General features: G+C 68.4%; 21 protein-coding genes and 1 pseudogene. 11 read left to right on the forward strand and 11 right to left on the reverse strand.

Annotated features, from left to right (window positions below):
- Nucleotides 1-22 precede the first annotated feature (22 nt).
- The 3 genes from dndC to HNQ79_RS29015 all read left to right on the forward strand — a co-directional run bounded on the left by dndC (nt 23) and on the right by HNQ79_RS29015 (nt 3296).
- A complete protein-coding gene (gene dndC, locus HNQ79_RS29005; protein ID WP_185035932.1) occupies nt 23-1486 on the forward strand; it encodes a DNA phosphorothioation system sulfurtransferase DndC in 1464 nt (487 codons plus the stop codon).
- 172 nt (nt 1487-1658) lie between these two features.
- A complete protein-coding gene (locus HNQ79_RS29010) occupies nt 1659-2630 on the forward strand; it encodes a hypothetical protein (protein ID WP_185035934.1) in 972 nt (323 codons plus the stop codon).
- Nucleotides 2631-2693: 63 nt separating this feature from the next.
- On the forward strand, nt 2694-3296 hold the full coding sequence (locus tag HNQ79_RS29015) for an HNH endonuclease (protein ID WP_185035936.1): 603 nt from the start codon (nt 2694-2696) through the stop codon (nt 3294-3296).
- A gap of 97 nt (nt 3297-3393) precedes the next feature.
- Here the strand turns inward: HNQ79_RS29015 and HNQ79_RS29020 are convergent, their stop codons facing one another.
- Nucleotides 3394-3984 (reverse strand): hypothetical protein, encoded by a 591-nt coding sequence (locus HNQ79_RS29020; protein ID WP_221508277.1) that lies wholly within the window; start codon nt 3982-3984, stop codon nt 3394-3396.
- A gap of 899 nt (nt 3985-4883) precedes the next feature.
- On the opposite strand from HNQ79_RS29020, the gene mobF reads away from it, so the two are divergent.
- A complete protein-coding gene (mobF, locus tag HNQ79_RS29025) occupies nt 4884-10529 on the forward strand; it encodes a MobF family relaxase (RefSeq protein ID WP_185035939.1) in 5646 nt (1881 codons plus the stop codon).
- A 65-nt stretch (nt 10530-10594) separates the two neighbouring features.
- On the opposite strand, the gene HNQ79_RS29030 is transcribed toward mobF, so the two are convergent.
- Genes HNQ79_RS29030 through HNQ79_RS34140 form a run of 8 tightly spaced genes read right to left on the reverse strand, consistent with a single transcriptional unit; the run spans nt 10595 to nt 19645 of the window.
- Nucleotides 10595-11155 carry a hypothetical protein gene (locus HNQ79_RS29030; protein ID WP_185035941.1) on the reverse strand — a complete coding sequence of 187 codons (561 nt, stop codon included), beginning with the start codon at nt 11153-11155 and terminating at the stop codon, nt 10595-10597.
- Nucleotides 11148-12857 (reverse strand): type IV secretory system conjugative DNA transfer family protein, encoded by a 1710-nt coding sequence (locus HNQ79_RS29035; RefSeq protein ID WP_221508278.1) that lies wholly within the window; start codon nt 12855-12857, stop codon nt 11148-11150. Before HNQ79_RS29035 ends, HNQ79_RS29030 begins: the two co-directional genes overlap by 8 nt.
- Entirely contained in the window at nt 12857-14407 is a 1551-nt protein-coding gene (locus HNQ79_RS29040; protein ID WP_185035942.1) for a putative type IV secretion/conjugal transfer ATPase, read from the reverse strand. The genes HNQ79_RS29035 and HNQ79_RS29040 overlap by 1 nt, the downstream gene beginning before the upstream one ends.
- A complete protein-coding gene (locus HNQ79_RS29045; RefSeq protein ID WP_185035944.1) occupies nt 14407-15933 on the reverse strand; it encodes an SCO6880 family protein in 1527 nt (508 codons plus the stop codon). The genes HNQ79_RS29040 and HNQ79_RS29045 overlap by 1 nt, the downstream gene beginning before the upstream one ends.
- A 3-nt stretch (nt 15934-15936) precedes the next feature.
- Nucleotides 15937-17790, reverse strand: a complete 1854-nt coding sequence (locus HNQ79_RS29050; RefSeq protein ID WP_185035946.1) for a hypothetical protein — start codon at nt 17788-17790, stop codon at nt 15937-15939.
- Complete coding sequence (locus HNQ79_RS34135) at nt 17783-18550, reverse strand: hypothetical protein (RefSeq protein ID WP_229923733.1); 768 nt, start codon at nt 18548-18550, stop codon at nt 17783-17785. The genes HNQ79_RS29050 and HNQ79_RS34135 overlap by 8 nt, the downstream gene beginning before the upstream one ends.
- 1 nt (nt 18551) lies before the next feature.
- Nucleotides 18552-18878 carry a hypothetical protein gene (locus tag HNQ79_RS29060; protein WP_185035948.1) on the reverse strand — a complete coding sequence of 109 codons (327 nt, stop codon included), beginning with the start codon at nt 18876-18878 and terminating at the stop codon, nt 18552-18554.
- On the reverse strand, nt 18875-19645 hold the full coding sequence (locus HNQ79_RS34140) for a hypothetical protein (RefSeq protein ID WP_229923732.1): 771 nt from the start codon (nt 19643-19645) through the stop codon (nt 18875-18877). Before HNQ79_RS34140 ends, HNQ79_RS29060 begins: the two co-directional genes overlap by 4 nt.
- A gap of 522 nt (nt 19646-20167) precedes the next feature.
- Here HNQ79_RS34140 and HNQ79_RS29070 point away from each other — a divergent pair.
- From HNQ79_RS29070 to HNQ79_RS29090, 5 genes are all read left to right on the forward strand, one after another.
- The gene (locus HNQ79_RS29070; RefSeq protein ID WP_229923731.1) at nt 20168-21235 is read left to right on the forward strand and encodes a peptidoglycan DD-metalloendopeptidase family protein; all 1068 of its coding nucleotides are present in this window, start codon (nt 20168-20170) and stop codon (nt 21233-21235) included.
- Nucleotides 21236-21297: 62 nt separating this feature from the next.
- Nucleotides 21298-22029 carry a hypothetical protein gene (locus HNQ79_RS29075; RefSeq protein WP_185035950.1) on the forward strand — a complete coding sequence of 244 codons (732 nt, stop codon included), beginning with the start codon at nt 21298-21300 and terminating at the stop codon, nt 22027-22029.
- 180 nt (nt 22030-22209) lie between these two features.
- Nucleotides 22210-22908 (forward strand): hypothetical protein, encoded by a 699-nt coding sequence (locus tag HNQ79_RS29080; protein WP_185035951.1) that lies wholly within the window; start codon nt 22210-22212, stop codon nt 22906-22908.
- A gap of 85 nt (nt 22909-22993) precedes the next feature.
- Nucleotides 22994-23608, forward strand: a complete 615-nt coding sequence (locus tag HNQ79_RS29085) for a hypothetical protein (RefSeq protein ID WP_185035953.1) — start codon at nt 22994-22996, stop codon at nt 23606-23608.
- Nucleotides 23605-23964 carry a hypothetical protein gene (locus tag HNQ79_RS29090; protein ID WP_229923730.1) on the forward strand — a complete coding sequence of 120 codons (360 nt, stop codon included), beginning with the start codon at nt 23605-23607 and terminating at the stop codon, nt 23962-23964. The genes HNQ79_RS29085 and HNQ79_RS29090 overlap by 4 nt, the downstream gene beginning before the upstream one ends.
- Nucleotides 23965-24277: 313 nt before the next feature.
- Here the strand turns inward: HNQ79_RS29090 and HNQ79_RS29095 are convergent, their stop codons facing one another.
- Both HNQ79_RS29095 and HNQ79_RS29100 read right to left on the reverse strand, forming a co-directional pair.
- Nucleotides 24278-24634, reverse strand: a complete 357-nt coding sequence (locus tag HNQ79_RS29095; protein WP_185035955.1) for a DUF397 domain-containing protein — start codon at nt 24632-24634, stop codon at nt 24278-24280.
- A pseudogene (locus tag HNQ79_RS29100) lies at nt 24631-25355 on the reverse strand (helix-turn-helix domain-containing protein). Before HNQ79_RS29100 ends, HNQ79_RS29095 begins: the two are co-directional and overlap by 4 nt.
- A 519-nt stretch (nt 25356-25874) precedes the next feature.
- Here HNQ79_RS29100 and HNQ79_RS29105 point away from each other — a divergent pair.
- Nucleotides 25875-26330 (forward strand): hypothetical protein, encoded by a 456-nt coding sequence (locus tag HNQ79_RS29105; protein WP_185035958.1) that lies wholly within the window; start codon nt 25875-25877, stop codon nt 26328-26330.
- A gap of 44 nt (nt 26331-26374) precedes the next feature.
- Entirely contained in the window at nt 26375-26764 is a 390-nt protein-coding gene (locus HNQ79_RS29110) for an ATP-binding protein (RefSeq protein WP_185035960.1), read from the forward strand.
- The last annotated feature ends 193 nt before the right edge of the window (nt 26765-26957 follow it).

The following is a 26957-nucleotide window of genomic DNA, read 5'->3' on the forward strand; positions in this document are numbered from 1 at the left end:
GCCCGTCTTCCTCCCCCTGGAGGTGGTCAAGCCCCAGCCTTTCGGCGGCCGCCCGATGCACGACGTCGTCCAGGAGCTGCTCGACGAGATCCGCGAGCTCTACCGTGCCGACGACGTGCCATGGTGTGTCGGCTATTCCGGCGGCAAGGACAGCACCTTGATCCTCATGCTGGTCTGGATGGCGCTGGCCGGCCTGCCCATCGAGCAGCGCACCAAGACGGTGTACGTCATCAGCACGGACACGCTGGTGGAAAACCCCGTCGTCGCCGCCTGGGCGAACCGGTCGCTAGACGCGATGCGGGCCGCGGCCGCCGAACAGCAGTTGCCGATCGAGCCGCACCGCCTCACTCCGAAGCCGGAAGACACCTTCTGGGTCAGCCTGATCGGCCGCGGCTACGCCGCACCCCGGCCGAAATTCCGCTGGTGCACCGAAAGATTGAAGATCAAACCATCTAACGCGTTCATCCAGAACGTGGTCAGCGAGCACGGCCAGGTGATCCTCGTCCTGGGTATCCGCAAGACCGAGAGCCAGGCCCGCGGCCGCGCGATGCGGCGCCACGAGAAGGGCCGCGTCCGCGACCGGGTCAGCCCGCACGGCAGCCTCCCCAATTCCCTCGTCTACAGCCCCATCGAAGCGTTCACGACCGATGAGGTCTGGATGGCGCTGATGCAGTACCGAAACCCGTGGGGGCACTCCAACAAGGACCTCCTGGCGATGTACCGGGGAGCCTCCGCCGACAGCGAATGCCCGCTCGTGGTGGACACCTCCACCCCGAGCTGCGGAGACAGTCGCATGGGCTGCTGGACCTGCACGATGGTCGAGCAGGACAAGAGCCTGGCCGCGATGGTCACCAACGACGAAGAACTGAGCTGGATGCGTCCGCTGCTCTCCCTGCGCGACGCACTCGACATCGAGGACGACCGGCACCTGCGTGACTTCCGGAAGATGAACGGATCACTGCTCGTCCATCGCGACCGCCTGGTCCACGGGCCGTACCTCCAGAGCGCACGGGAGGACTGGCTGCGGCGCCTGCTGCGGGCCCAGACCTGGATTCGGTCCCACGGCCCGGACTACGTCAGCGACCTCACGCTGATCACGCTCGATGAACTGCACCTGATCCGCCGCCTCTGGGTCTTTGACAAGCACGAGGTCGAGGACAGCCTGCCGCTGATCTACGCGGAGGAGACCGGCGAGCCGTTCCCCGGCCGGCCGCTGGACGAGTCGATCAGCTTCAACGCGGCACAGCCGATGATCGAGGTGCTGCGTGAGGTGTGCGGCGAGGACGAGCAGCACTACCTCCTTCTCCGCTCCCTCCTGGAGACCGAGCGCGTCTACAACACGATGCAGCGCCGGGCCGGGCTGCTCGGTGCCCTGGAGGGTGTCCTGAGGAAGCATTCATTCGCCGACGAGGAGGAGGCCCTGGCTTTCGCCCAGTCACGCCGCGCCGTCCGTCCCGACCGTGACGAACAGCAGCCGCTGTTCTGACCTCCGGCGGGGCCACCGCCGAACACCGTCGGCGGCCCCGCCGGCACCAATTCCGGCCCCCGACTTCCCACGCCTGGCCCAAGTGCGGTATTTTTTTCAATGTTGGTTAGGGTGGCACCTTGCCGGCGCCGCTCTATTGCACTCGAAACCCATACCAAGGAGCACCACACCGATGATCCCCCATGGAGTCACTCCCGTTGACGACCGGGCTGCGGCCGACATCTTCGGCTACAGCCTGGGCTACTGGAAGGACAAGAAGCACTGGACGGAAATCCCTGGCCTGAAGCTCCTCAACCGCAAGGGCACCCGCCGGCGGATCTACTCCAAGGAGCAGCTGATCGCCGCGCAGATGCAGGAGGCCCGTGCCAGGCGCGACAACGAGATGCCGAAGTTCGACCTCCCCCCGGTGCCGGCCGGTGAACACCCCTACGACCTGCTCGACCTGGAGGAGTCCCGCCTGGCCGTGCCGGAGGAGCGCCGGGTCACCCCGAGCACCTGGCAGACCTACAAGTACGGCACCAAGACCCGGCTGCCTGAACGCGACTTCAACCTCGGCGGGAAGGAAGTGGACGGCGAGGTGGTCGGCGGTGACGACTTCTGGTTCCGGAAGACCATCCTCGACTGGGACGCCAACCGCCCCGGGCCCGGGAGCGTGCCCGGCCGCGGCCGCAAGGTCGGCAGCAAGAACGCGGCACCGCGGCGCCTGACGCCGGAAGCGCAGGAGCGCCGCGACCGTACCCGCCAGCTGCTCGACGAGAACCCCACGCTCACCGCGGCGAAGCTCGCCGAGGAGCTGGGGGTCCACCCCGTACACGCGGAACGTCTGCTGAGTGCGGCCCGCAAGGAGAGCAACAGCGTGCCCTTCGCCACCCAGCAGGCACAGGAGCGCCGGAAGCGCACCCGTCAGCTGCTCGATGAGAACCTTCACGGGCTTACCGCGTCGAAGCTCGCCGAAGAGGTGGGGGTCACACAGGGGTACGCGGAACGTCTGCTGCATGCGGCCCGCCAGGACAAGCTCCGCGAGCTCCTGGCGAAGCGGCCTGAGCTGACCGTTGAGGATGTCCAGGCCACGTTCGGCTTCAGCGTCACCGCGCACGCCCGCACGCTGCTCGACAAGGTCCGCGAGGAATCCGCCGAGCAGTGAGCCCCCGCCGGCCGGGCCCTGGCAGGATGATGATCGCCAGCACCGGACGAGCGGGGGAGCACGGTGGGCGAGAGCACCGAACAGGCACGGGCGTACGTAGACGAGCGCAGCATTCTGGTACCGCACGGATGCCGCTACTGGCTCCGGAGCCTCACGACGGACGGCTACGCAAAGGCCGTCGTGACCGAAGCCGGCCGCGAACGCACCGTACGGGTGCACCGGTGGCTGATGGAGCAGGTGCACGGACCGCTCCCGCCACGCGCGATCACCGCGCACAGCTGCAACGAATCGTTGTGCGTGCACATCGACCACCTGTCGCACGCGACGCAGCGCACGAACATGCGGCAGATGTCCGACCAGGGCCGTGCGGCCGGGCGGGCACATCTCGGGTACGCCGACACACGCGGCTCGCTCGGGCGGGCGCAAGCGATCCAGGCCGCACTGCGCCAAGGGCTCGATCTGGAGGCGCTGGCCGCCGCAATGCTGGAGGGCGAGGCACGTCCGCTCGTCCGCAAGGCCCTGGCGGCCGGGTACGACGCGAAGTCGTATCTGGCCGCCGTCCGAGCATCCGACCCAAGCGCTGCGTTCGTCCCGCTCTTTCCGGCAGACGCCACCGACGAAGCTCCCGAAGCGCTGGACGACGACGGACAGATGTTGCTGTTCTGAGCTGCCGCGAACGTTCCCCCCGCAGTAACGCCGAAGGCCCCGCCCTGGCGGATGGGTAACCATCCGAGGGAGGGGCCTTCGGCGCTGGTAAACGAGTTCAGCCAGTCGCTCCTGGCGGAAGGGTTGCCGCCTCAGCGGTCTCCGGTGAACCGTCCTGGGAGGGGACCGTCACCGGCCCACCGGGCGGCGGGAAGTTGTAGGCCGCCGGAGCCTCATCTGTCTCTGTCTGCGGCGCCACACCGGTCTCGGACAGTGCTGGCCCCTCCTTGCCGCCGGGCGGCGCGGCCGCGGCCGGAGTGAACTCGGCCGCAGCGACTGCACCCGTGCTCTGCTCGGCGAGGGCAGCCACCGTTTTGTCGAAGTTCCGCTTCGCTGTCCGGACCTGAGCCACCGACATGCCCAGACGCTCCGCTGCCTGCTGGGCGTGAACGTCGGTGTCGAGCATCTCGACCACAAGAGCGTCGATCTGCTCCCGCTTCTGCACCAGCTGTCCGTCGCGCTCCTCGCGCAACTTGGCGATGCGCCGCTCGGTCTCCTCGTCGAAGGTTTCGATCTCCTCCTGGAGCAAGATCGCTTTCTCAGCGATGCGGAGACGCTCGTCTTCCTGTGCGCGGAACCGGGCGGCCTTCTCCCGCGCCGTCTCTCGTGCCTGTACCGCCCTGGAGCTTCGCCGCTGCTTCTGCGTCATGTGCTGCTGCACCTCCGTGTCGTGTGACTACTCGGCACATTCTGCCTGGCCCGATCCCCGGGGCCGGTGGTGCCCGCGCGATGTAACGCCCGTGGTGGCGCGGGGCACCGCGCGGAGGAGCTGCACCTGCCGCCGCACCGGTACCGCCAATGCGGCGGAGGGCCGGACGTCCGGCCCGGGTGCGCCGGGCCACGCACCGTGCGATTCCTGGCGGATGGGTGGCGGTGCGCACGGTGGTGCACGGGCATCCGCACTGTGAGCGCCGTTGCCTGGTGCGGTCGGCTCCGGGGCCGACCGCACCAGGCGCACGGCCGTACCGCACGTGGTGATTCGCGCGGCCGGTGCGGGGAGTTGCACCTGTCGCCGCACCGTCACAGCTGTTGCGGCGGTGACGCGGTGCACGGGCAGGGTGCACCGCACCGCGCGGCTGCGCCGCGCGGTGCGGTGCGGGAGCTCGGTGCGGGAGTGCCGCATTGCGGTCGCACGAGCTACGCCGGTGCGACCGCAATGTGGTGCACGGAGCGAGTGCACCGCGCGCCTCCGTGCCGACTGCGGGTGCCTCGCACCACCGAGCGGCCGACGCTGGTGACGCGCTGCTGGCGCGTGACGCCACGCCGTCTCGGCGCAGCATGTGACGCGCCCACAGGTGAGATCGCACGAGCGGCTTTCCACAGCCGTGTCCGGAGGACCCGACTATGGAAAGCCGCCAGACAAGTCTGTGACCGTATTGATCTTGAAGCGCGTTGCCGTCCGCCTCATCGTGATCGTCGCAAGCTCCTCCACGATTCGTCTGGACGCGCAACGCGCTTCAAGATCAATACGGTCACACCTCAGGCATTATGAATGTGCCAGGGTTTGTACCACGCCCGTAAAGATCGTAGTCCGGGTAAGATCACGCCATGATGACCGTCCACCTCCTCAGCGCGGGGGACGGGTATGCGTACTACATCCGCGAGACAGCCAGCGCCGATGAACAGCGCGAGCGCGGTGAGGAACTGGGCGACTACTACGCCGCCAGCGGTAACCCGCCGGGCATCTGGATGGGGTCCGGCATCGACGCCTTGGGCGTCTCGGGAGCTGTCAGCGAAGCCCAGATGAAGGCCCTTTTCGGTGAGGGGCTGCACCCCGATGCGGAGCAGATCATCGCCGAGCGCATCGCCGCCGGCTACACGTCGAAGCAGGCGCTGCGGGCCGTGAAACTGGGCCGCCGGTACATGCAGTTTGTGCAGAAGGACACGCCGTTCAGCCGGATGCTGAATGAGGAGAGCGAGCGGTTCCTACGGCAGGAGCTGAGGGAGCCGAACGCGAAGGAGCGGGCCGAGATCCGGGGCCGGGTCGGGGCGGTGCAGTTCCGTTCGGAGCACGGCCGCAGTCCGGAGTCGAAGGAGGAGCTGGGCCGCTTCATCAAGCTCCAGGAGGGCGGCAAGCAGCGCAATGCGGTCGCCGGTTTCGACTTGGTGTTCACTGCCCCTAAGTCCGTCTCTGTGCTGTGGGGGCTGGGCGATGAGGGTGTGCGTCAGGCGGTCGAGCAGGCCCATGTGCAGGCCATCGGTGAGACCTTGGGGTGGCTGGAGCAGAAGGCCACAATGACCCGCACTGGTGTCAACGGCATCGCCCAGGAAAACGTCGCCGGTGGGCTGGTCGCCACACGCTTCCGGCACTACGACAGTCGCACCGGTGACCCGCTTCTCCATGATCACGTCGTTGTTTCCAACAAGGTCATGGGCTTGGATGGCAAGTGGCGAAGCCTGGACAGCAAGCTGCTGTACGCGCAGAACGTCCCGGCGAGTGAGTACTACAACCTGCGCGTCATGGAAGCGGTCTGCGAGAGCCTGGGGCTGCGGGCGGAGGCCCGCGAAGTCACCCCTGGCAAGCGTCCCGTCATGGAGATCGCGGGCGTAGGAACGGACCTGATCGAAGCTCATTCCAGCCGCTCCAAGAGCATCAAGGAACGCACTGTCGAGCTGGTGGCGGAGTACCGGGAGAAGTTCGGACACGAGCCGTCGAGCAAGACGCTCACGGCGCTGATGCAGCAGGCCACACTCGAAACACGGCCCGACAAGGGAGCCGCCCGCCCGCTGGCCGAGCTGCGTACGGAATGGCGTGAAGCAGCGGTCGAAGCATTCGGTGCCGACCGTGTCGACCACCTTCTCCAGAACGCTCGGGCAGCCGCCGCCAAGACTCGCCCCAGCGCGGAAGCCGTGCCGCACCTCGATGTGCACAGGGCCGCCCGGGAGGTCCTGGAAACGGTCTCGGACCACCGGAGCGTGTGGGGCCGGCGGCAGGTACTTGCCGAGGCCCGGCGCTGGGTTATGCAGGCCACGCGTGGGGCTGCACCGAGTGGTGATCTGGCCGAGAGAATCACCACTCGGGTACTCGCCGCAGAGGTCATCGACATCACCCCGGCCGACCTGAACCCGGCGTTCGCACCCCTGATGAGGGATGACGGAACGAGCATCTACCGCCGCCGTGAAACCGAGCTCTACACCTCTACCGCAGTGCTCGCGGCGGAGGACCGGATCGTCTCAGCGGCACGGACACAGGTCATCCCGGCGGTATCCGCCGAGGTCTATGAACGCGTCGAAGCCGCCTATCAGCAGGCGAACCCGGAGCGGCGTCTTGACGCCGGTCAGCGTGAGCTCGCCCGCACCTTCGCCACCAGTGAACAGCTCGTCGCCGCAGGCATCGGACCGGCCGGTGCAGGCAAGACCACCGCCATGCGCGTAGCCGCCGACGCCGTACGGGAAAGCGGCGGCCGCGTCATCGGACTGGGCCCCTCAGCCCGCGCTGCAAGTGAGCTGTCCAACGGCCTGGACGCCCCCGCTTACGTCCTTCACGAATGGCTCGGAGCCCGTGAACGCCTGCAACAGGGCCAGCGTGTCCGCGCTGAGTTCCAGCTCAACGCAGGGGACGTCATCGTCGTCGACGAGGCAGGCATGGCGGGCAGCAAGCGCCTCGCTGCCATCGTCGCCGACGCCCAGGCCGCGGGCGCACTGGTCCGCCTGATCGGAGACCCCTTCCAGCTCTCCGCCGTCGAGTCCGGCGGCGCTCTGCGACTCCTCGCCAACACCGTGCACGTGGTGGAACTTGAGAGCCTCCACCGCTTCCGGACCGCAGGAGAAGGAGCCGCCTCCCTGGCCCTGCGCAGCGGCGAGCCGGAAGACGCATGGACCTGGTACCTGGACAACGAACGTGTCGTCGCCGGTACCCGCGAGCAGATGCTGCACGCGATCTTCGCGGACTGGCAGGCCGACATCGAGCAGGGTCATACCGCGCTGATGATGGCGGACGACAACGCCAGTGTGACGGAGCTGAACACCCTCGCCCAGGCGTACCGGATGGGCGCCGGGCAGGTCGATGCCGGGCAAGCCGTCGACCTGCCCGACGGCCTCCAGGCCCACCGCGGGGACATGATCGTCACCCGTAAAAACGCCCGGACCAACGTGCTGCGAGGTGGCAAGGACTTCGTCAAGAACGGTGACCAGTGGGTGATCGAGGCGATCCAGCAGAACGGCGATCTGGCCGTCCGGCACACCGACCACGGCGGCCGCACCGTGCTGCCGGCGGACTACGTCAACTCCTTCGTGGAGCTCGGCTATGCGAGCACCGGACACCGGGGCCAGGGCGCCACCGTCGACACCGGTAGCGGGCTGTTCACCCGCGCCACGAGCCGGGAATCCGCCTACGTACAGACCACCCGCGGCCGTCAGCAGAACCGCATCTACGTCGTCCTGGACGAGGGTCAGACGATGCGGGACGTACTCGACACCATCGCCCAGACCCAGCGTGCTTCGGTGTCCGCCACCGAGGCCATCCGGGCCGAGCAGGATCGCGAGTGGGGCATCCCACAACTGGCCGCGCAGTACACCGACGTCCACGCCCGCGCCCTGGCGCTGCGCTACCAGAGCATGGCCCGGTCCGTGCTGGGAGAGAGCGCCGAGTCCCTCATCGCCGAGGACGCATGGCCCGCCGTGGAGCGTGCGCTGCGGGACGCCGAGCGGGCGGGCTTCGCCCCCGAGCGCATCCTCTTCAGCGCGTACCACGAGCGGGATTTCTCGGACGCCGAGGACAACGCCGCGGTGCTGAGCTGGAGGCTCGACAACCACGTCGATGACGCCCGGTCGGTCCTGCGACGTCTGGAAGAACAGGGCACCACCCGGCCGCTGCGCGACCTGACGGACGACCAGCTCGGCCGTCTCGCCGAACGCGCGGCGGAGCGCAGGACCCAGGCCCTGGAGACGCTGCACCGGGCCGACGCGCGGGTGGCCAACCAGCCGCGCCCGGTGGTCGTCGACGGCCTTCCCGTCCCGGCCTGGCCGGGGCGTCAGTACGGAGAGCTGAGCCGTCTCCAGCTCTCCCAGGCCATCGCCGAAGCCCGTCGCGATACCCGCCTGGCCGCCCTGTCGGTGACCCGCGCCCTGCGCGAGGGACGGATCGACAACGTCTCAGCCCTGCGTGAGGGGCAGGACGAGAGCGCCGCCGCGCTGCGCGAGGACCGGACCGCTTTCGTGGCGGCCCGCCGCGCGGACGCCCGCGAGGCGGCAGCCCGTCTGCACGCACTGAAGGACGAGCAGCGGGTGCGGGGCGCGATGACCTGGCGAGACCGGTCCCGCGAAGAATGGCAGCGCGAACCCGGCCCCGGCCGTGCGCACACCGCCGGCATGGACGGCGAGAGCGTGGCCGCAGAGATGCGCGCCAATCTGTACGGACAGGACGAGGCGCAGCAGAGGCTGAGCCGGGCGGAACTGGTTGACCAGCGGGTCCGGGCCGAACAGCGGCTTCGCAGGTTGCTGCCTGACGCGCCCGAGGCCGTGGCTGACCACACTGGCCCGCTGCCGGAATGGCTCGCGCCGCGCGAAGTTGAGCGCGACCAGCACACCCCCGTGGCCTGGATCGAGCATCTGGACGTGCGACGTCAGATCATCGACGAGCGCCTGGCGCAGACCGGCCGCGCACTGGCCGCGGACCCGCCCGGCTGGGCGAGCACACTTGGTCCGGTGCCGCCCCGGGACACCGAACTGCGCGCCGCATGGGAACGCGCGGCGGCTCTCGCCGACGCCTGGCGTACGCAGCGACGGGTGCGCCCGACGCAACCGGGCATCGGCGAACAGCCCGGCGGCCGCGACGCGGCGGCATGGCAGGCACTTCAGGAACAGGTTGCCGAAGTCGGGCGGCGTGCCCGTGCCACCGCGTCCGCCGCTCAACGAGGCGAGGCCCTGGCGGCCGCCGCCCGAGCGGCCGGGGAACCCACCGCCGAGCTCGCCCCCGAGCCCGTAGCTGTCGCCGTGGCAGAAACGACGGCCGCTGACGAGCGGCAGGAGGCTGCCAACACCACCGAGCCAGAGCGTGAGACGGCACCGGTACCGGATCGTTCGGCCGACATCCAGCACGACCTTGACGACGACGTCGACACCCCGGCGCCGGAAGAGGCCCGTGCGGTCGACGACGCGGTGCAGGTCCCCGAGCCGGAGCAGGACCCCCGTGCACTGAGTGCCGACGACGTCCAGCTCGACACCGCTGAAGAGGTCCGGGCTCCCGAGCTGGAGCTGGAGGCCGAGCGGGCGGCCGATGCCGGTGACGTCCAGGTCGATCCGGTCGAAGAGGTCCAGGCGCCCGAGCCGGAGCAGCTGCGTGCTGCGGTTGCCGGGGAGCGGACGGCCGATCCCGAAGAAGTGCAAGAGCCCACCACCGCGGCGTACGACGCGGACACCACTACACAGGAGGAGGACGCCCGGCGAGAGGACGGCCAGGAGCCCGAACAGCGCCGTCCCTACGGTGATACGCCCGACGCCGAGCTGGGCGAGACGCTGGCCTACTACGTCGAGGCCGCCGATTCGGCGCAGGCGCTTGCTGCCGCTCAGGAGGCGAAGGCGGCCGAACTGCTGGCCGCACTGGAGCCCGGGGGAGCGGTCGAGCGCACCGTCGACGAGCGCGCGGCCCGCGTCCAGGCCATCGAGAACCTGCGGGAGACAGCCAGCCAGATCCCTGTGCTGGAGGCCACCGATCTCCGGCAGCGCCAGCAGGCTCAGGCTCTTGAGGACCGTCTCGCGGAGACCGCTCGGTTCGGTCGGCCCGCCGTGCGCGGTGACGAACGGGTGCAGCTTGAGGAACGCCTGATGACGTTGCGCGCGCAGCAGGAACAGCTCGCCTCGCAGATCACTGCTGCACGTCAGAGGCAGGCCGAGAACGAGCGGGTAGCAGGGAACCCGCGGGAGCACGACGAGGTTCTCGCCGCCTGGCAGCGTGCCGGCGGATCGCGGGAGGCGGTCCTGGAGCGGACGCTCGCCGCGCGGCAGCGACGTGCCGACTCGGCGGTGACGGAAGCCGCCGCCACGCGGCGCGACGTCGGGCAGTTCGATGCGGCCGCGGCCACGGTTCGCCAGGAGATGAACCGGCGTGACGGGCAGCCGTACCAGCAGCGCATCGCCGAGGACGCCCGCCGCATTCAGGCCCAGCAGGCCGTGCTTCAGCAGCAGGTTCAGGCCCAGCAGGCCGCGCGGCCGGGCCCCGAGGACCAGCAGAACCGCAGCGGTCCCAAGCGGTAGGCGTACGGCGAAGGGCCCCACCGGGAACGATCTCCTGGTGGGGCCCTTCGCCGTACGAGAGGTGTTCAGCCCTTCTGCTGGCCGGCTTCGGTCCGGGCGGCGCGGGCCTTGGCTTCGGCCTCGGCTGCTTTCGCCATGCGGTGGGACAGAGCATGAGCGGGGTGCACAGGCGGCTCGGCAAGGAAGGCCGCAGGCTCGTCCGCCCACTGCGTGAACGCCTCACCGTCCGTCAGTGGCACCTTGGGCGGATCGGTGTGGACACTTTGGCAACTGGCGGAGTTCAGGCGGGGTAGGAAGCTGTAGAACTCTTTGATCCAGTCGACTTCACCTCGCAGACCGACCTTGGAGGGATCGCCGGCGTAGGTGCGCGCCCAGCCCACATAGAGGGCCGTGAGCTGCTCCAGGATGCGAGGGTGGCGATACCAGCACTTGGCGATCTGGCTGCGGACCTCGTAGGTCTCGATGACCCAGTCGACCCACAGCACAAGCTCGCCCAGTCGGGTCTCCCGCTCGCCGACCGGCATGTTGGCCCATACCCACCGCTGAGGCGGATCGGGCTTCTTCTCCGACGCTCCCCCTGGGGCGGGCGCGCTCGCGGGCTCTTCGGTGTCTGTCGTCTCAGCCATGACGTGCCTCCAAAACCGGGTCCTGCGCCTTGTCCAGGGACACCGGTGGTTCGGGTCGCTCCAGCCAGGCCCGCAGGTCTTCGTCCCGCCAGGTCAGGCGCATGTTGGTCCTGATCGGGCGGAGGTTGAAGTACTGGGCGATGGCGGTGAACTCCGGGATCTGTTGCAGTTCGTGGACCGGCAGCAGGTCCTTGTCCGTGGGCTGGGTGGACGTCGAATTGCGGCCGCCGCTGTTGGAGCGGGTGGTGCGTTCGACTTCCTGCTTTCCGTAGAGGTAGTTGAAGTACTTCAGGGTGTCGGGGTCGGCGAGACCCGGCAGAAGCATCCGCAGTGTGGAAGCAGAGATGACGGTGCCTGCCCCTTCGCGGCCCACGCGTGCGGTGAGCTGGGAGAGGTCGTGCCAGATCGTCAGCATGGCGATTCCCATGCCGCGCCCGGTCGTGAGGATGGTCGGCAGCTTCGGGTAGCGCAGGACGTTGCCGGCTTCGTCGATGAAGCAGCCCAGCGTCTTGTCCAGCGGCTTGCCGTTCTGCTCGAAGCGCCTTTCCGCAGCGTGGATGACCGACGCGATGAGTGCAGTGAACAGCGGGGCGAAGCGTTCCGCGTTCGACGGCGAGGCGACCAGGACGAGCGTCGCGTTGTCGTCGAGCAGCTGCTCGGCGGTGAAATCCGTCGTCGCCGACACCTCCCGCACATTGTTGTTGCGGTAGACGGAGGCAATCACGTTCAACGTGAATTGGACTGAACCGGCGCCGTCTTCGTGCAGCTTCAGCCACGGCTGCGCGTAGTCCAGCGCGACCTCGGGGTGGTCGGGTTCGAGGATGGCCCGGACGTGATCGACGGCGTCCTTGCCCAGTGCCAGCCACTCCCGGAAGGCACGGATGCCGCCCTTGGAGATGTTCGCCGCCAGCAGCAGACCGGCGAGGATGGCGCGGGCCTGGGCGATCCACGGCTCGGCGCGCGGGTCGTAGTGCTTCTGGGCGGCATCCGCCATCCACTCCGCCATCAGCTCTGCGCTGTCGGCATCGTGCGAGTAGTCGACGGCAGACCAGTGGGCGCTCGTCCGCCCGTTGGGCAGTCCTGCCGGCGCGATGACGTGCACCGGGCCCAGATGCTTTCTGCTGTTGTAGATGGCCTCCAGGTCGGCCGCCTTGGTCGTCGTACACACCACGGGGCCCTGCCATTCCGCGACGTTGCCCAGCAGCAGACCGGTCGTTTTCGCACTGCCCGGCGGCCCGAAGGCAATGGCGGACGCGCTGCGTTCGGTCACAGCGACGATCTTCTTCGTGAGCTGCCCGCGGCCTGCCGTGATCCGGTCGGGCCGCTCCTCCGGCTTCTCGGGGACGGCCATCTCACGCTCTGTCGCCTTGCCGCCCCACTTGGCGCCGCCCAAGTGCGACTTCCTTCCCCCGAAGCCCCGCAGCAGGAGCGCCGCGGCGACGATCAGCAGGACCAGCAAAACGACGGCCACGAGCCAGAACGCCCAGGTGGGCGGTGCCGGTTCATAGACCGACCCGGGCCCCCGGGCGACGCTCAGCAGGACGGTCTCGGGCAGGCTCTTGCTGGACGATGCCCACCCGTTGCCGGTCACCAGCGCCGCCACCGGTGCGGCCGCGAGGACGATAGCGCTGGCCCCGATGAGGAACCCGGCAGCGATGGCAGCCAGGAGCGTGTTGTCGTCCACGCTCCTTTCGCTCGCCATCAGACCACCATCCGCTCGTCCGTCTCGAACAGGGCCTGCTCGGTGTGGGACAGCATGAGCTGGACCGCGTGACTGCCGCCGCCGCGGCCCACCTTCCAGAGTGCGCGCCCCCTTTGGCCGGCTCCCCAGCTTCCGATCAGCTCGCACTCGGCGTCGGTGAGACCGATCGCCTCACGGGTGATCTGGAGCGGCCTGGTGTCCTGAGCCAGCTGGATGCGGGTCTCGCAGCTCGCGATCAAGTCCTTGGCGATGCTCACCGCTTCCGACCCGGCCGCGCCCACGGACTCGAAGTCCGACAGCCTGTGTGTCGCCAGGAGCTGGATGGTGCCGGTCGCGCGGGACAAGCGGAGGTCCGCGTCGATCTTTTTCACCATCGCGGCGCCGCCCGAACGCATTTGCCGCCACAGCTCATCACGCACGACGATCCACGGGCGCTCGCCCGGCCGGTCGATCGCCGACTGCGCCCAGGAGGAGACGCACGTCAGCACCATGGCGACGGTTTCGTCCCCGTACTGCTCAAGGGCGGAGATGTCGACCGACTGGATCGGGGCGTCCCAGTCGAGGCCGATCGAGGTCTGCTCGTCGAACAGGCCGCCCAGGTGACCGGTGATCATCCCGCCGAGCGCGGAGCGCAGAGAGGCCATCTGCTCACGGGCGAGCTGAATGTCGTCGTCCCGCACGCGGAGCTCCCGCGCCATGGCCGGGCTCGGGTCCCGCAGCTTCGCGTAGACCAGGGGAAGGGTCGGCACGCTCAGGCTGCTCTGCCCGTGCAGCTCACCGGTCACCTCGCGGACTGCGACGTCCAGGCACTCCTCCTCCTGCGGGCGCAGGTTCCTCCTCAGCTGGAGCTCCAGCAGCGCCTTCAACAAGGTCAGGCGCCTGCGGTGGATCTCCTGGAGACGGGCCAGGAGTACAGCCCGGTCCTTTATGGTCTCCAGGTCGTACCCCAGAGGTCCCGCGTCGAGCGGGTTGAGGCGGCCCGGCAGGCCGGGGCCGAGCCGGACCGGCTCCACCCCGAGGTGCTCGCACAGGCCCTTGTACTCGCCCTTGACGTCACCTGCGATCAGCGTGCGGTGGCCCAGGGCCATCAGCCGGAAGCAGAGCGCCTTGATGTGCGCCGACTTACCCGAGCCGGGGATGCCGGTGATCATCACGTTGGGGTTGGTGGCGAGCCCCGCGCCGACCCAGGCCGCCGGGTGCGCCGAAAACGCCTGCATGGTCAGCGTGTTCCACCCCATGTACACGCCGATCGGGGGCAAGCTCGCCGCGTGCAGGAAGGGGTAAATGCCGCTGGCCCGTTCGGTGTCGGCCCGGAAGACCTCCGCCTTCGCCATCGAGGCGGCCCGGCCCGCGAAGGGCTGGGTCCAGCCCTTCCGGGGAGCGATTCGCATGGCCGCTTCTGGACTTTCCAGCAGGCGGGACCGGCGCAGTTCGCGCGCGGAGAGCTGCCGGGGAACCGGCGCCCCCTCCATCTCGTCCAGGAAGTCCCCGAGGCGGGATGCCTTCAGCTTCGTGTCGCCGCTGTCACCGCGGCGGAAGAGGGAGCCCATCAGATTCCCGCCCGACGCTCGGGCAGGCCCTGACCGAGCGGCAGGGCGGCGATGGTGAACGCGTCGTCCTGGGCACCCCATACCCGCCTGAGTTCCAGGCCCGCAGCCGAGGCGTCCGCCTGGAGTTCGGCACACGCCGTCTCCAGCTGCTCCAGGTCGGTCACCGTGACAGCGACCAGCGCCGTCAGCCGGACGACGCCGTGGCCGCTGGCGCGGGCCACGTCCTGGGACCGCGCAGTCATCGACTCGCGGCGCTCGTCCTCGCTCTCCGTCCTGCCGGTCTTGGCCCGCAGCTTCCTGACCGCGTCCCTCTTGGTCTTCTCACGGGCCAGTTCCTGCCGCGCCTTCGCCGGACCGATCGGCTCATAGACCAGGCTCAGCGAGCGCCTGGCGTTGCTGCGGGGGCGCAGCAACGGCTGGAGGAATGTCGCATAGACCTCGGACTGCGGAAACCCGCGAACCTGGTAGCTGACTGTCCACGCGCCGTCGTGCCGGTAAAGGCCCCAGACGGTTTCCGTCGCCGCCGGGCCCGCGAGCTCCGGGGCGACACCCTTGGCCGCGCCCTCCCAATGCGGGTCGTCGGCCGCAGTGTTGCGGGCCGAGAGCGCCAGCTGCGCCTCGGGGTCGAAGGCCGTGCGGATGGTCTGGGCGACGCCGCGGGGCGGGAGCCACTCGGTGACCTGGAGACCGGCACTCGACAGCGATCCCGCCATGGCGTTGATCTCTCGGACGAGGACGGCGGCCGCGCCGATCTGGCCGCCGCCGGCGCCCTTGACGGCGAGCCGCGCGCGCGGTGCCGACAGGGTGATGGACAGGTAGGTCTCACGGATCGTCGCGGCCGGGCCCGCCCCTTCCATCAGCTCGTCGAGCGCCTGGACGGCCGCGGCCGGAGCATCCGGCGACGTGTGCCGTTCGGTCCACGAGCGCAAGGCCGCCCCGTCGTCGGGAAGGCTGCGCTGGTGAACGGAGATACGGGTGATCGCCCCGTCCTCCTTGCACTGGGAACGCAGGAAGGCGGCCCATGCCTTGACACGGATGTTCTGACGCTCGGTGTCGATCAGTGCGAGACCAGGAAAGGTGACCTTGCAGACGGCTGTGTAGGTGTTGTCGACCGGGTTGTGCATGATCCCGATCTGGCCGCCGAGTCCGTCGGACGCCTCCAGCAGGTGCAGCCGGGCGAGCCGTCCCGGCAGGTCCATCGGCTGGTTGCCGTCCTTGGTCGTTGGCGCGAACGCGCCGGAGAAGAAGACGTTGCGATTGGTTGCCACGGCGATCTGATGCCTTACTGCGAGGATGATCCATTCGTTTGCCGACAACCCGAGTACGCGGCCGTACGCGAGTACGAGCAGCACGATGGCCACGGGCACGGCGACGAACGCCGCGCTCCACGAGCGGGTGTAGACGGGCAGGAGGGCGATGACTGCGGACGCCGCCACCAGGGCGAAGCCCAGGCCGCTCAGGTTCCCCATGAAGCCGGAGCGCTCCGGCTGCCATCCGGAGTAGAGAGCCGGTTCGGTGCTGGACACAGGTCAGCTCCCGTCGGTTGAGGTGGGTGCAGGTGTGGCCGGGACCCCGCCGGCCCCGGAGCCAGACGGCCGGGGCGATGGCGGCGCGGGAGTCTCCTGGGGAAGGGGAGCAGGCTCCGCCGGAGCCGAGGCTGCTGTGGACGGAGAGCCCTCGCCGTTCCGGGGCGGGACGACGACGTGGCGGCCGCCCTGCGCAGGCGTGCCAAGACCTGCGTGAGCCGCCGCGTTCTGGAACCCGCTCTCGGCCATGTCCTTGCCCATAGCGGCGACCTGGAGACCGACACCGGCGACACCGGCGGCCTTGCCCATGACGCTGCCGCCCTTGCTGCCCTTGATGGCCTTCGACCAGAAGCCCCCGCTGCCTCCTCCGTCGGAAGAGGTGGCGTTCTCGCCTTCCAGGGCCTTGGTGTAATTGGCGCCGCCGCCGGAGGTCCCCGCACCGCTGAGCGAGGACTGGTTGCCGCCGAACATCGAGCTGACGCTGCTGCCGACGCTGCTGATCATCCCGGAGGCCGCGCTGTTGCCGTCACCGTTGCTGCTGACCACGATGAATTTCGCCAGCACGGGCCAGCTGACGCCCGCGACGATGAAAATGATCAGTCCGACGATCACGTTGCGTACGCCCTCGGCCGTCGACATCGCGGCGAATCCGATGCTGAAGACGATGACGATCGTCGGCTTCATCAAGATCAACGCAATGAGTGCGTTCCGTGTCTTCGGCCACCAGTCCTTCGTGGCGTCGGACATGGAACCGGCGAGGGCGATCGGGGTCATCACCAGCAGGATCATGATTCCGGCCTGGCGGACCAGCATCTCGATCCACAGGGCGCCGATGGCCAGGATGCACAGGATCGAAATGATGATCACGAAGCCGACCGCTGTCGGGGCGATGCCGCTGCCAGTGATCAATGCCCCGCCCGCCGCGACCGCGCCGCCCCCGCCGACGAGGCCGGCGAAGAGGCTGCCGAGCTGCTTCTCCATCGCCTGGGCCGCATTGCCGCCGGGGCTTGCGCCGTCGAAGGTGTAGTTGATCAACGCCGTTGACAGGATGTCGCTCCAATTAAGGGCGACCTGTGTGGCGAGGAGGTACACGCCGAGGATGACGCCGTACTTCGCCAGCCCGACGACGGCGGTGACCAGCGGACCGCCCGACTGGGAAACCGCCAGCTTCGAGAACTGCACGAGCAGCATGAAAGTCGCGATGATCAGCGACAGCCCGGTAGTGATGCCCAGCATCGGGCCGATTCCCGTCGTCGCCAGGTTGATGGTGCTGATCTCATTGAAGGCTTCAGCGAATTGTTTCAGCACCCACACCACGGAATGGCCGAGCACCGAGGCGGCCTCTTCGAGCGCGTTGGCCGCCATCTCGGAAACCTTGCCGGCCACCCAGTCCAGTGGGGTCTTGGCGGGCGGCGGGTACAAACCGGCGGCTTCCCTATTGCACTCCGCGAAGGGCTTTTCGTCCGTCTTGACGCACTTGACAAGATGGTCGTGGTGCTTCTTGTAATTCGGTGCGTTCTTATCGGCCTTCTTCTCCCACCGCTTCAGCTCATTGAGCTCGAAGACGCGGGACTCCTTCGGGTCGTTCGACATCTCGCCCTGGCAGACGGTCGAGCCTGCGGGGAAGTCCTCGCAGTCCACGGGAGCCCGGCAGTTGAGGCGATCCTTCTGGTTGGCTGCGTCCATGTCGCAGTATTCGCCGGTCTGCTCGTTGATGCCGATGCGCTCACCGTGGCTCAGCTCCTTCGGATACGGGTCCGGAGGCTTGGCGCCTGCCAGGGCTATCGAGGTCCCCGACGCCAGCACGATCAGGACGGCGGCCAGCAGGGTGACCAGCCGTGCGAGGTGCCTAGCCACCGGCCACCGTCCTCCACCCGGCCGCCCACGCAAACTTGCTGGCCGGGTCGTAGGCGCGGGGGCCCTTCACCTTGGCCGTGTACTGGGGTTCGGTGGTGACCTTCCAGTCGTTGCCCTCCCACTTCAGGACCAGGTTGGTGATCTCGTCCTTCAGCGGGTTCTCGTCGGCTCCCTTGTCGCGGATGGTGGCGTACCGGTCAAAGACCATCCACACATTGACGACGTCGCCGGTGGTGTCGAGCGAGCGCGTCAGGGCCGCCTTCACGTTGGTTGAGAACGTGATGCCGTCGGGAGTGCCGCCGGAGGGCGCCAGCCCGATGCCTTCGCGGACCTTGCGGACCTCGGTGACGCCCTGGTCGATGGTGCCGGGGGAGGTCTTGGCGGCGATAGCTGTCCACTGCTTGCGCGCGATGACGTCGTCCAGGAGGTCGAGGTCCTCCCAGTAGGAGATGGCGGCCGACGTCGCGCCGAGCGAGGAGTGCTCAAAGCCCGTACCGATCCCGGCTGCGTCCGACGCCGGCTTGAGCCGCGGAATGCTGGGCGCGTTGGCCGGGACGAACTCTTTGCTGGCCGACGGGGTCGAGCCGCTCGTCGGGGCCGTGCTGGGCGATGCCTTCGCGTCCTGCTTGAGGTCGTCGTTGTCGGCATTGAGAGTCATGACTCCCAGGACCCCGCCGGTGGTGAGAACGGCCACGGCCACGGTCCCCATCAGGATCAGACGCAGCCGGGCCCTGCGAGCTTTGCTGTCGAAGTCCGCCATGTCACTTCGCCTGGGTCATCGTGTAGATACCCCACACGAGGCCGGACGTTACGCCGATGCCGATACCGGAGACGAGCGACCAGAGGATGGCGGACTTGCCGCGCGAGGCGAGCTGCGCGCGCTCGGAGTTGTGCCCGATGGCGACGCAGGCCCAGCCGGTGAGACCGCCGAGCACCGCCAGGGAGAGGCCGATACCCGCCGTCCAGCCGAGGATCTGTCCCGTCGGGTTCTGGAGAGAACCGGGCAAGGACGGGGTGAAGCCCGGGATGACCGGTGCCTCAGCGGCAAGCGTGACGAGTTCGCGGGTGGTCTGGAGCATCTGGCTCATGACGTGAGGACCCCTTCAGGACCAGGTTGGACAGAATCGGAATGGGCGGTGGACAGACCGGCCGGGACAGCGGCCGGAGGCAACGGATCGCCCCAGGTGCGATGCGCCGAGGCGAGAACCGCCGCCACCAGGGCGGTCCCCGCTTCTGCCGTACGGCGGCCCAGGCGGTTCGCCTGGGCCATTCCGTGATTGCGGATGTGCGGATCGAACGGCACGACGACCACGGCCGACACCTGGGACTGGAGCATCGTCGCGCCGGCCTTCACCGCAGCAGGCAGCCGCCCCTCGCCCGGCGCCGTCAGAGCGACGACCATGCGCTGGAGCGGCAGCCCTTCGGCCGATGCGGCCTTGACGGCGGTCTGGAGCGCGGCCATGCCGGGCCCGGTCGTCGGTGCGCACAGCACGGGGACCGCGAAGGGCAGCGAGCACCAGGCGGCCGTCAGGCCCGGGAGGTGCTGGGAGCGCGAGGTGACGATGTCGTGCGCTATCGGGTGGGACGTGTCGGCTACGGCCGACTGCCAGCCGCCCCCGGCCGCCAGCTGGTACCACGCCGCCGGTTCGGCGGGCAGGGCCAGCGGGCCGTGATTCCACTCCCGGTGATCGGTCAGTACGTCCCACTCGCCGCCCGGCCCGACGGACCGTGAGGCGGCCGCGCGTGCCTGAGCGCGAGTGAACGGCTTGTCCGGAGGCACGGACGCCAGCCCGGTGCCGGGCACGTCGGGCCAGGACGGCCACGGCGACGTCAGGCGTGGGGCGGTATCCAGCACGACGCTGGTTCCCAGGGTGGTGAGTGCACGGGCCAGCAGCCCCGCGGTAGTTGTGCGGCCGCTTCCGCCCCCCGCACCCAAGACCGGTACAAACAAACGGCTTTGGACGGGCAACGTCAGGGCCGTCTGTGGTTTCTTAGCCAACGCTCCCCCGCATTGCAAATGTAACCATCGCAGCGGTCACTGAAAGTGAACATGTGTCCGGAAGTCTATGCCGGGCAGGCGACACACTAGTGGTGCCCCTGGGGTCGAGTGCACGTCAATTCCCTTATGCGACACACCACTTGTGAGTGTTCGTAATCATTAACTGGCTTTCGCCCCGTTCTGTTGTGCCTCGTGAGGGTGATCCCTCGGCCGTCCGTCTCACTGCTTTGGGAGTGGAAATGCAATGTGGCAGGGTGGCGTTGACGCTGCCGCGGGGGAACTGTTGAACGGGCGATGCGATGCGCTGACGAGCATGCGCACCCCCTTCCTCCGCGCGACGGCACAGAACGGCGCACCGCGCACGCAAGGGGGAGTGGCTTGGAGGCCAAACGGGGGATCGCGCTGCTGGCTGCGGCTTTCATCGTCAGCCCGCTGGCACTGGGGCTCGGGATCATCCTTCTCATCGCAGCATCCGACGATGACGACGGCGGTGGTGGCGGTGACTTCGAGCTGAGCGCCGGAACCCTGCGCGTGGGGCCGGGCTACGTGCCCGCCAAGTACGCAGCGCTCATCGAGAAAGCCGCCGCGGCCTGCGACCAGGGACTTCCGGCGGGAATCCTGGCCGCCCAGATTCAGGCAGAGTCAAATTTCAATCCCAAGGCTCAGTCCAAGGACCCCAAAACCGGTAGGCCGATCGCGGACGGAATCGCGCAGTTCATTCCGGGCACGTGGGCATCTTCCGGAATCGACGGAAACGGCGACGGCAAGAAAGACGTATGGGACCCCGAAGACGCCATTCCGTCCCAGGGCAAGATGATGTGCGAGCTCTTGAAGACCGCGAAGAAGCACCCGGAATACAACGGGTCGCCGATAGAGCTCGCCCTGGCCGGTTACAACGCCGGATGGGGCCGGGTGCAGGAGTACAAAGGCGTCCCGCCCGTGTCCTTCGCCGCGGGGCAGACCTACAATTACGTCAAATTCATCATGGCCGCCCAGGCCAAGCTGACCGCACCCGACACCGCCGGAGAGCCCGAGATGTCGGGGGAGTGGACGAAACCCGTCAACGCCTCACTCGGCACGCCTTACCACCAGTCCGGCGGCATGTGGTCCAGCGGCTACCACACGGGAATCGACTTCGCGGCAGGTATCGGAACCCCGATAAGAGCGGCCGGGCCCGGCAAGGTCGTCTCTGCCTCCCGGGTGGCCGCCTACGGGCGCCAGGTGATCATCCGTCACGCCGACGGCATATACACCCAGTACGCGCACATGTCGGAGCTAAAGGTCTCGACAGGAGACACCGTCAAGGGCGGCCAGACCATCGGTCTCTCGGGAGCAGACGGAAACGTCAGCGGCCCGCATCTGCACTTCGAGGTCCGCACCGGACCCGATTACGGGACGGACATCAGCCCGCTCCCGTACCTGCGCAAGAAGGGCGTGAACATCTGACGCACGCGCCCGGCTCGCCCCCGCGACCGCAGCGCTCCCAGCACCTACCCCGAGGAACCACCGTGCACGATGAACACCAGCAGCTCCGGCCGTGGGGCACCATCAGGCCCGACTTCTGGGAGAGCGGCCTGACCCCGGCCTCCGGGACCGTCACGAACGAACCCTCACGACCCGCGGACGTCGTCCCTCCGCAGCAGAACCCGCCGGCCGAGGAAGCCCGACCGTCCGCCAGCAGTTCCGACGAGCCGGTACACGAAGAGGACTCCAGGACCGATGTGGTGACGACCGCCGAGGCGGCGCAGTCGGCTGCTTCCTCCGCGGCCTCCCCGCCCCAGGACGGACCGCCAGCGGCCTACCTGGACCGGATCAACTCCCTCGTTGCCTCCTTCGGCCGCCCTGACGACCGAGAGGGCCTGGCCGCCGCGGCCGTCGAAGCCGAGACGATCGATCAAGAGCTCACTGCTCAGTACGGGGACCAGCACCCCTACACGATCAATATTCGGGAAATCCGCGGCTGGCTGGCTTTCCTGATGGGCGACTCGGCCACGGCCGCCCGCTGGTTCCTGCACACCACCGGCCTTCAGATCGCCGCGCGCGGCGCGGCCCACGCAGACACCGGGAGCTCCGTCCGGCGGGCTGTCCATACCTGGCAGCAGGTCAAGGACCCCGCCGAGGTGGTGTTGATCGGCGGCGATCTGGCCAAGGCGGTCGCTGCCGTCCTCGGCGAGGAAAGTGACGCCGCCCGCTTCGTGCAGGCCCGAATCGCCCGGCGCCACAAGCAGCTCGCGCAGTAGAACAGCCCTGTCCACGAGAACCCCCGGCACAGCCGGGGGTTCTCGTGCTTTCCGGCCGGAACCGGTCAGGAGCAACTGCCCGCTCCGTCGAACCACTTGACGTTTGGTGGGGTTCCCCGCCAAGCTGGTGGGGTTCCCCACCAAAATGGCGGGGGCGCGACATGGATGCGGAGGGTATCTGTGACCACCTACAGCCCCAACTACAAGGGCGCGCAGTGGCAGATCTCGCAGGTCGAGCTGGACCCGGAGACCCGGACTCCCGCGACGACCGTGATGGAACCGACCGAACTCGCTGGCCCCACCGTCTTCTGGCCCGACAGCACCACGTCCTATCTCCTCCACTTCAAGGGCGGCCACATCAGCTGGACCGTCGCCGACGAGGCGGACACCGCTCTCCGGGCCCTGGAGGCCCTCCGCGACGGGGAGGAAATCGACCCGGGCACCCTGCGGGCGTACCTTCGCGACGTGCGGAAGCTGGAGACACGCATGACCGCATTGAAGGAGGAACTGCTGCTCTTCGCCCGCGAGTCCGGCCCGAGCGGCCGGGCACGCCTCCCCTTCCGAGACATCGGCGAAGAGCTGGGCCAGCATCACAGCACCGTGATCGAGCGACATAAGCGCATCCTCGACGGCGACACCGCCCAGTGGCGTTCATGGCTGGCCCAGCACACGGCCCGCGCAGCCCTGTATGCCAACGGCGGCGAGCTTCCCCGTGCCGCCGAGCCGCCCCGCGAGCACGAGACCGGCGTCTACGACAGCGAGGAGCCGGGAAAGATCGAAGCCCGCTGCCGGTGCGGATGGTCGGGGCCGACCGGAACCAACACCGTGACGGCCTCACGGCAGGCCAAGGCCCATGAAGAGAACCCGCTTGGTGAATGAAACCCCGGGGCCGCCGACGGCTTGGAGGCATGACGGCCGCCCCGAGGACTCCCGATCCCGCATCTACGAAATGAGGAGCAGCACCATGATGGCCCACCGCTCGACAGCTGTGCACGGCCTGGCCCTGACCGGCGCCCTGACCGCGACATGGGACGGACTACATCCACTGTTTGACCAATGGCTTCAGGCAGGCAGGGATGCGGCGAACAAGGGCGCCTGCGGCGACCACCTGGTCTACCGGGACGGGACGCCGGTGGGAGAAGAGCCCGACGGCGACGACCGCACCGGACACCCCACCATGACCGCCACGCGTCTGGGCTGGATCAGCGCGGCCCGACATGTCGCCAGTTACTCCGCCGGCCAGCTCGCCGGAACCCTCATCGTCACCCGCACCCTGGGCTACCGTGTTCCGGTCGGTGCGCTCCTGGTGGGAGCAGGGATCAACGGCTTCACCCACCTGGTCATCGACAAACGCCAGCCCCTGCTGTGGCTGGCCGCACGAGCCGGGAAGGGCGGGTACGTCGAGCACTGCACCGTCGTGCGCAAGATCGACGAGGAGGGGACCGTGCAGGTTGAGAGCTCCGGTCCGGGCAGCGCCGCCTTCGAGCTCGACCAGGCCCTACACCGCGGTATCGGCGTGATGGCCGCCCTCGTCACCAGCTGGCTCACCCTCCGCTCGACCAAGAAGGGACGGGCATGATGTCCGAGGAACTGTGGGATTTGCTGCGTGAGACCTCCGAGGTGCACCGGCTCATCGACGAACTCCGTTGCAGCGACTTGGTCGGCACCACGACCCCCGAGCAGGAGCGCGCGTTCCTGCTGCGCCGCGCGGCCCTGGCCCAGCGGCACCTGACGCAGGCGGTCGCCACCGGCGTCGACGTCCAGGACGCCGAAGCCGATGCCGAGCAGACCGCCATGCTCCTGTGGAAGCACGACCAGCTGCACGACAGCAGCCGCGGTTTGATTCCGGCGGCCGACCCGCGCTGGAGCCTCGCGAACGTCCAGGAATACGTCGTCCAGGAGGCCGCGGCCGTCACCGAAGAGGGAGAGCGATAGTGATGACGAGGTTCCGGACAGGACGGCGTGAGCCCGTGATGGACCTGATCAACCTCATGGGTATCTTCTCGCCGGTCATCGTCGGGCTGTTGGTCCTCCTTCTCCGTTGACACGGGCAGGCGGCCAAATATCGGAAGGGGCCCCGGAGGCAGCGAATTTGCTGCCTCCGGGGCCCCTTCCTTCTGTTCGTTCGTCTGCCGTTTGTGCTAAAAGCTGGACACATGCGCCAGCCCGCGGCCCGGAGTGAGGGTTGCCCGGAAATGCCAGTGGCCCGGCAGGAGAACCTTCCTCCTGTCGGGCCGCTGACGGCCGCTCAGGCGGCCGAACAGAGCTGCGGCTCCCGCTTCAGTACGCCGTCGAGGAAGAACAGCCACTCGCGGTGTGTGTAGCTGTGGGGCTCGACGGTTCCCGCGCGGTCGCTGAGCAGCACAGAGGTATCGGTGATGGTGACCGTGATGCGGGATTCAGCAGCCGGCACCACTCCGCGGAGGTGGTCCTGGAAGACGGTCCATGCGGCCACGGGGTAGATGTGCGCGGGCTTCAGCGGGACCTTGCTGTCGCGCACCGCGACCAGGGAACCGGAGAGGAACGCCACTTCGACGCACCCTTGGGCGCTCTCGGAGAGGGAAGCCTTCCGCCACTGGGCGTGCGTCAGGTCAGGGTTGGTCATTGCATCTCCTTCAGCACGGTCCTTATGAACCGCGCCGACTCGGTTTCATCGAGCGCCATGCCGCGCAGGCTGCTGTGGGACTGATCGAAGCGACGGGTGTCCTTGGCCTTCTGGAGGTACAAGTTCCCGCCGGGGTTGTCCATGTAGACCACCGCAGCTGATCACGCTGGCAATCGAGGCCGCCGACCTGCCGCCACAGGCATCCCTCGTCGAGCACGACGACGAGGTCCAACGGGGTGGACTCCCGGGCGAGGACCTGCTGCCGCTGCATGTGGAACGTCAGGAGCGAGTCGATCTCTCCCGTCGGCGCGGAGGGACTGGTGCCCCGCAGGACGGCGCGGGCGTAGTCCTCGGTACGGAGGAGGCTGTGGACGGCGCCGAGTGCGAACACCCGCAGCGCGGCTGCCTCGGCCTCCAGGCCGACGTAGGTTTCGAGCTTCGGTGGAAGATCGAAATTGGTCCACCAAGCCTGTTCCGGTGCACCGCTCAACAGGTTCAGCAGGGCCTCGCGTGTCTCGGCCGGAGCGTCGTACGCCTCCAAAAGACCTTTGAGCTCGATCAGCTGGACGTCCCGCTGGCCGTTCTCAATACGACTGATCGTTGAATCGGAGCGCTGGATCTTGGCCCCTGCTTCTTCGATCGTCAGCCCAGAAGTTTCACGGAGCACCTGAAGTTCGCGTCCGATCTTGCGTCGCTTGACCACAGGTCCCTGGATGGCCATCTTTCCGCCTCCCCTCAAGCTCCGTCTGCCCACACGGTTCCATCCTGCCGTACGGCGTGGCCTCGGCGTAATCGGTGTGCCCACGCGGCCCTCCGTTCGTCAGAAACTTCTGTGAATCTTCTCAAGGAAGTTGCAGAGAGAATCTTCTGAGGTACATCCTAGAGTGACGGGCTCATAACGACTGGTGATCATCGAATCTCAGTCGGCCGTGGTCTTTGGGGCGAACAGCGCCGAGTGCTGCGGCATACAGAGCCGGGAGGGAAGCCCCGGGATGCACAACGACGAAGGTCGGCACCAGGAACCGCTATCACCTATGCCTGCGACGGCTACCGAGCGACGGTTCGAGATCCCCGTCAGTCGCGAGCTCTTACGCCAACTCCAAGGCGTGCTGTGCATCAGGTGCGCAGTCCAGGGAGGTCGGCTCTTTCCCGACGGACGTGCATTCACCGTCTCCTCGAACGACTGCGCCCCTCTCGCATGGGACGTGCGGGCGCATGCGCACTGCATCGGGGCGTCGCGGTGAGCGCCGGGACGATCGTCGGCCGTGCGTGCTGCCTCAGTTCCCTTGGCACCCAGCTTCCCGCCAGCCTGGCGGGCGACGCCGTTGCCATACCGGCCCACCTCGCCGACAGCGTGCAGCAGGCGCTCACGGTCCTCTTCCCTCATCTGCGGCCTGTCGTCCTGGAAGAGCTGACCCGGGCTCGTACGTACTTCCTCACCGAGCCCGGACAGGGCGGGATCTGGGGGGAAGACGTCTGGACGCTCGACGCCGCAGCCTGGCTTGCCGACCCCCACCCGTCGAGCCGCCTCTGCGGCGACCTGACGGTCTGGCAGCGCCGCCCGGATAGCGAAGACGGCAGCGGCGTGCTGCCCGCCATGACCTTGTGGCACGCGCTGCGCCTGGCCTATCCGACCTTCCGCACGCTCGCCCCAGAGGCGCCCGTGCAGCAGAGCAACCCCGGAGGCATCTTGTGACGCCCGTACCTGCTCCCCCCGGAACCGCCCCGGAAAGCCGCCGAGTGTACGAGCTCGACAGTGCTCCCTCCGTGCCCGCCACCGCCAGGCGCGAGGTCCGTGCCGTCCTCACTGACTGGCAGGTGTCCCCAGAAGCCATCGACACGGCGGTGCAGGTGATCTCAGAGATCGCCGCGAACGCAGTCGAGCACACCCTGTCCAGCCGGGTTCAGTTCGAAGTCGGGTGTTATCCCGATGGAGAGATCCACGTCGCGGTGCGCGACAGCGGCCCCCGACCGGAGGCGCCGCTTGCCGCCCGGACAGACGGCACGCTGAAGGAGAGAGGCCGCGGTCTGCTCCTGGTCGACACCCTCACCTCGAAGTGGGGCGCTGAGCCAGTGCCGGAAAACGGACTGCTGGTCTGGGCCATGATCCAGACGGGGGGACCTGCATGAACGTGTCCGCGCCCTTACCGTCAGGCGATCGCAGCATCCCCGGCATCTCGACCCGTGACACCCGTCCCGCCTCCCAGATCGCCGCGACGGAGTGGACGAGGCGTCCCCGCCCGACGCGGTCCGTGGGCGCACAGCCGGCGCCCACCACGTCGCCCCCAGCTGCGGGCGTTCCTCCACGGCCTGGCCTGGGGGC

The organism is Streptomyces candidus (assembly GCF_014207445.1).
Lineage (GTDB): Bacteria > Actinomycetota > Actinomycetes > Streptomycetales > Streptomycetaceae > Streptomyces > Streptomyces candidus.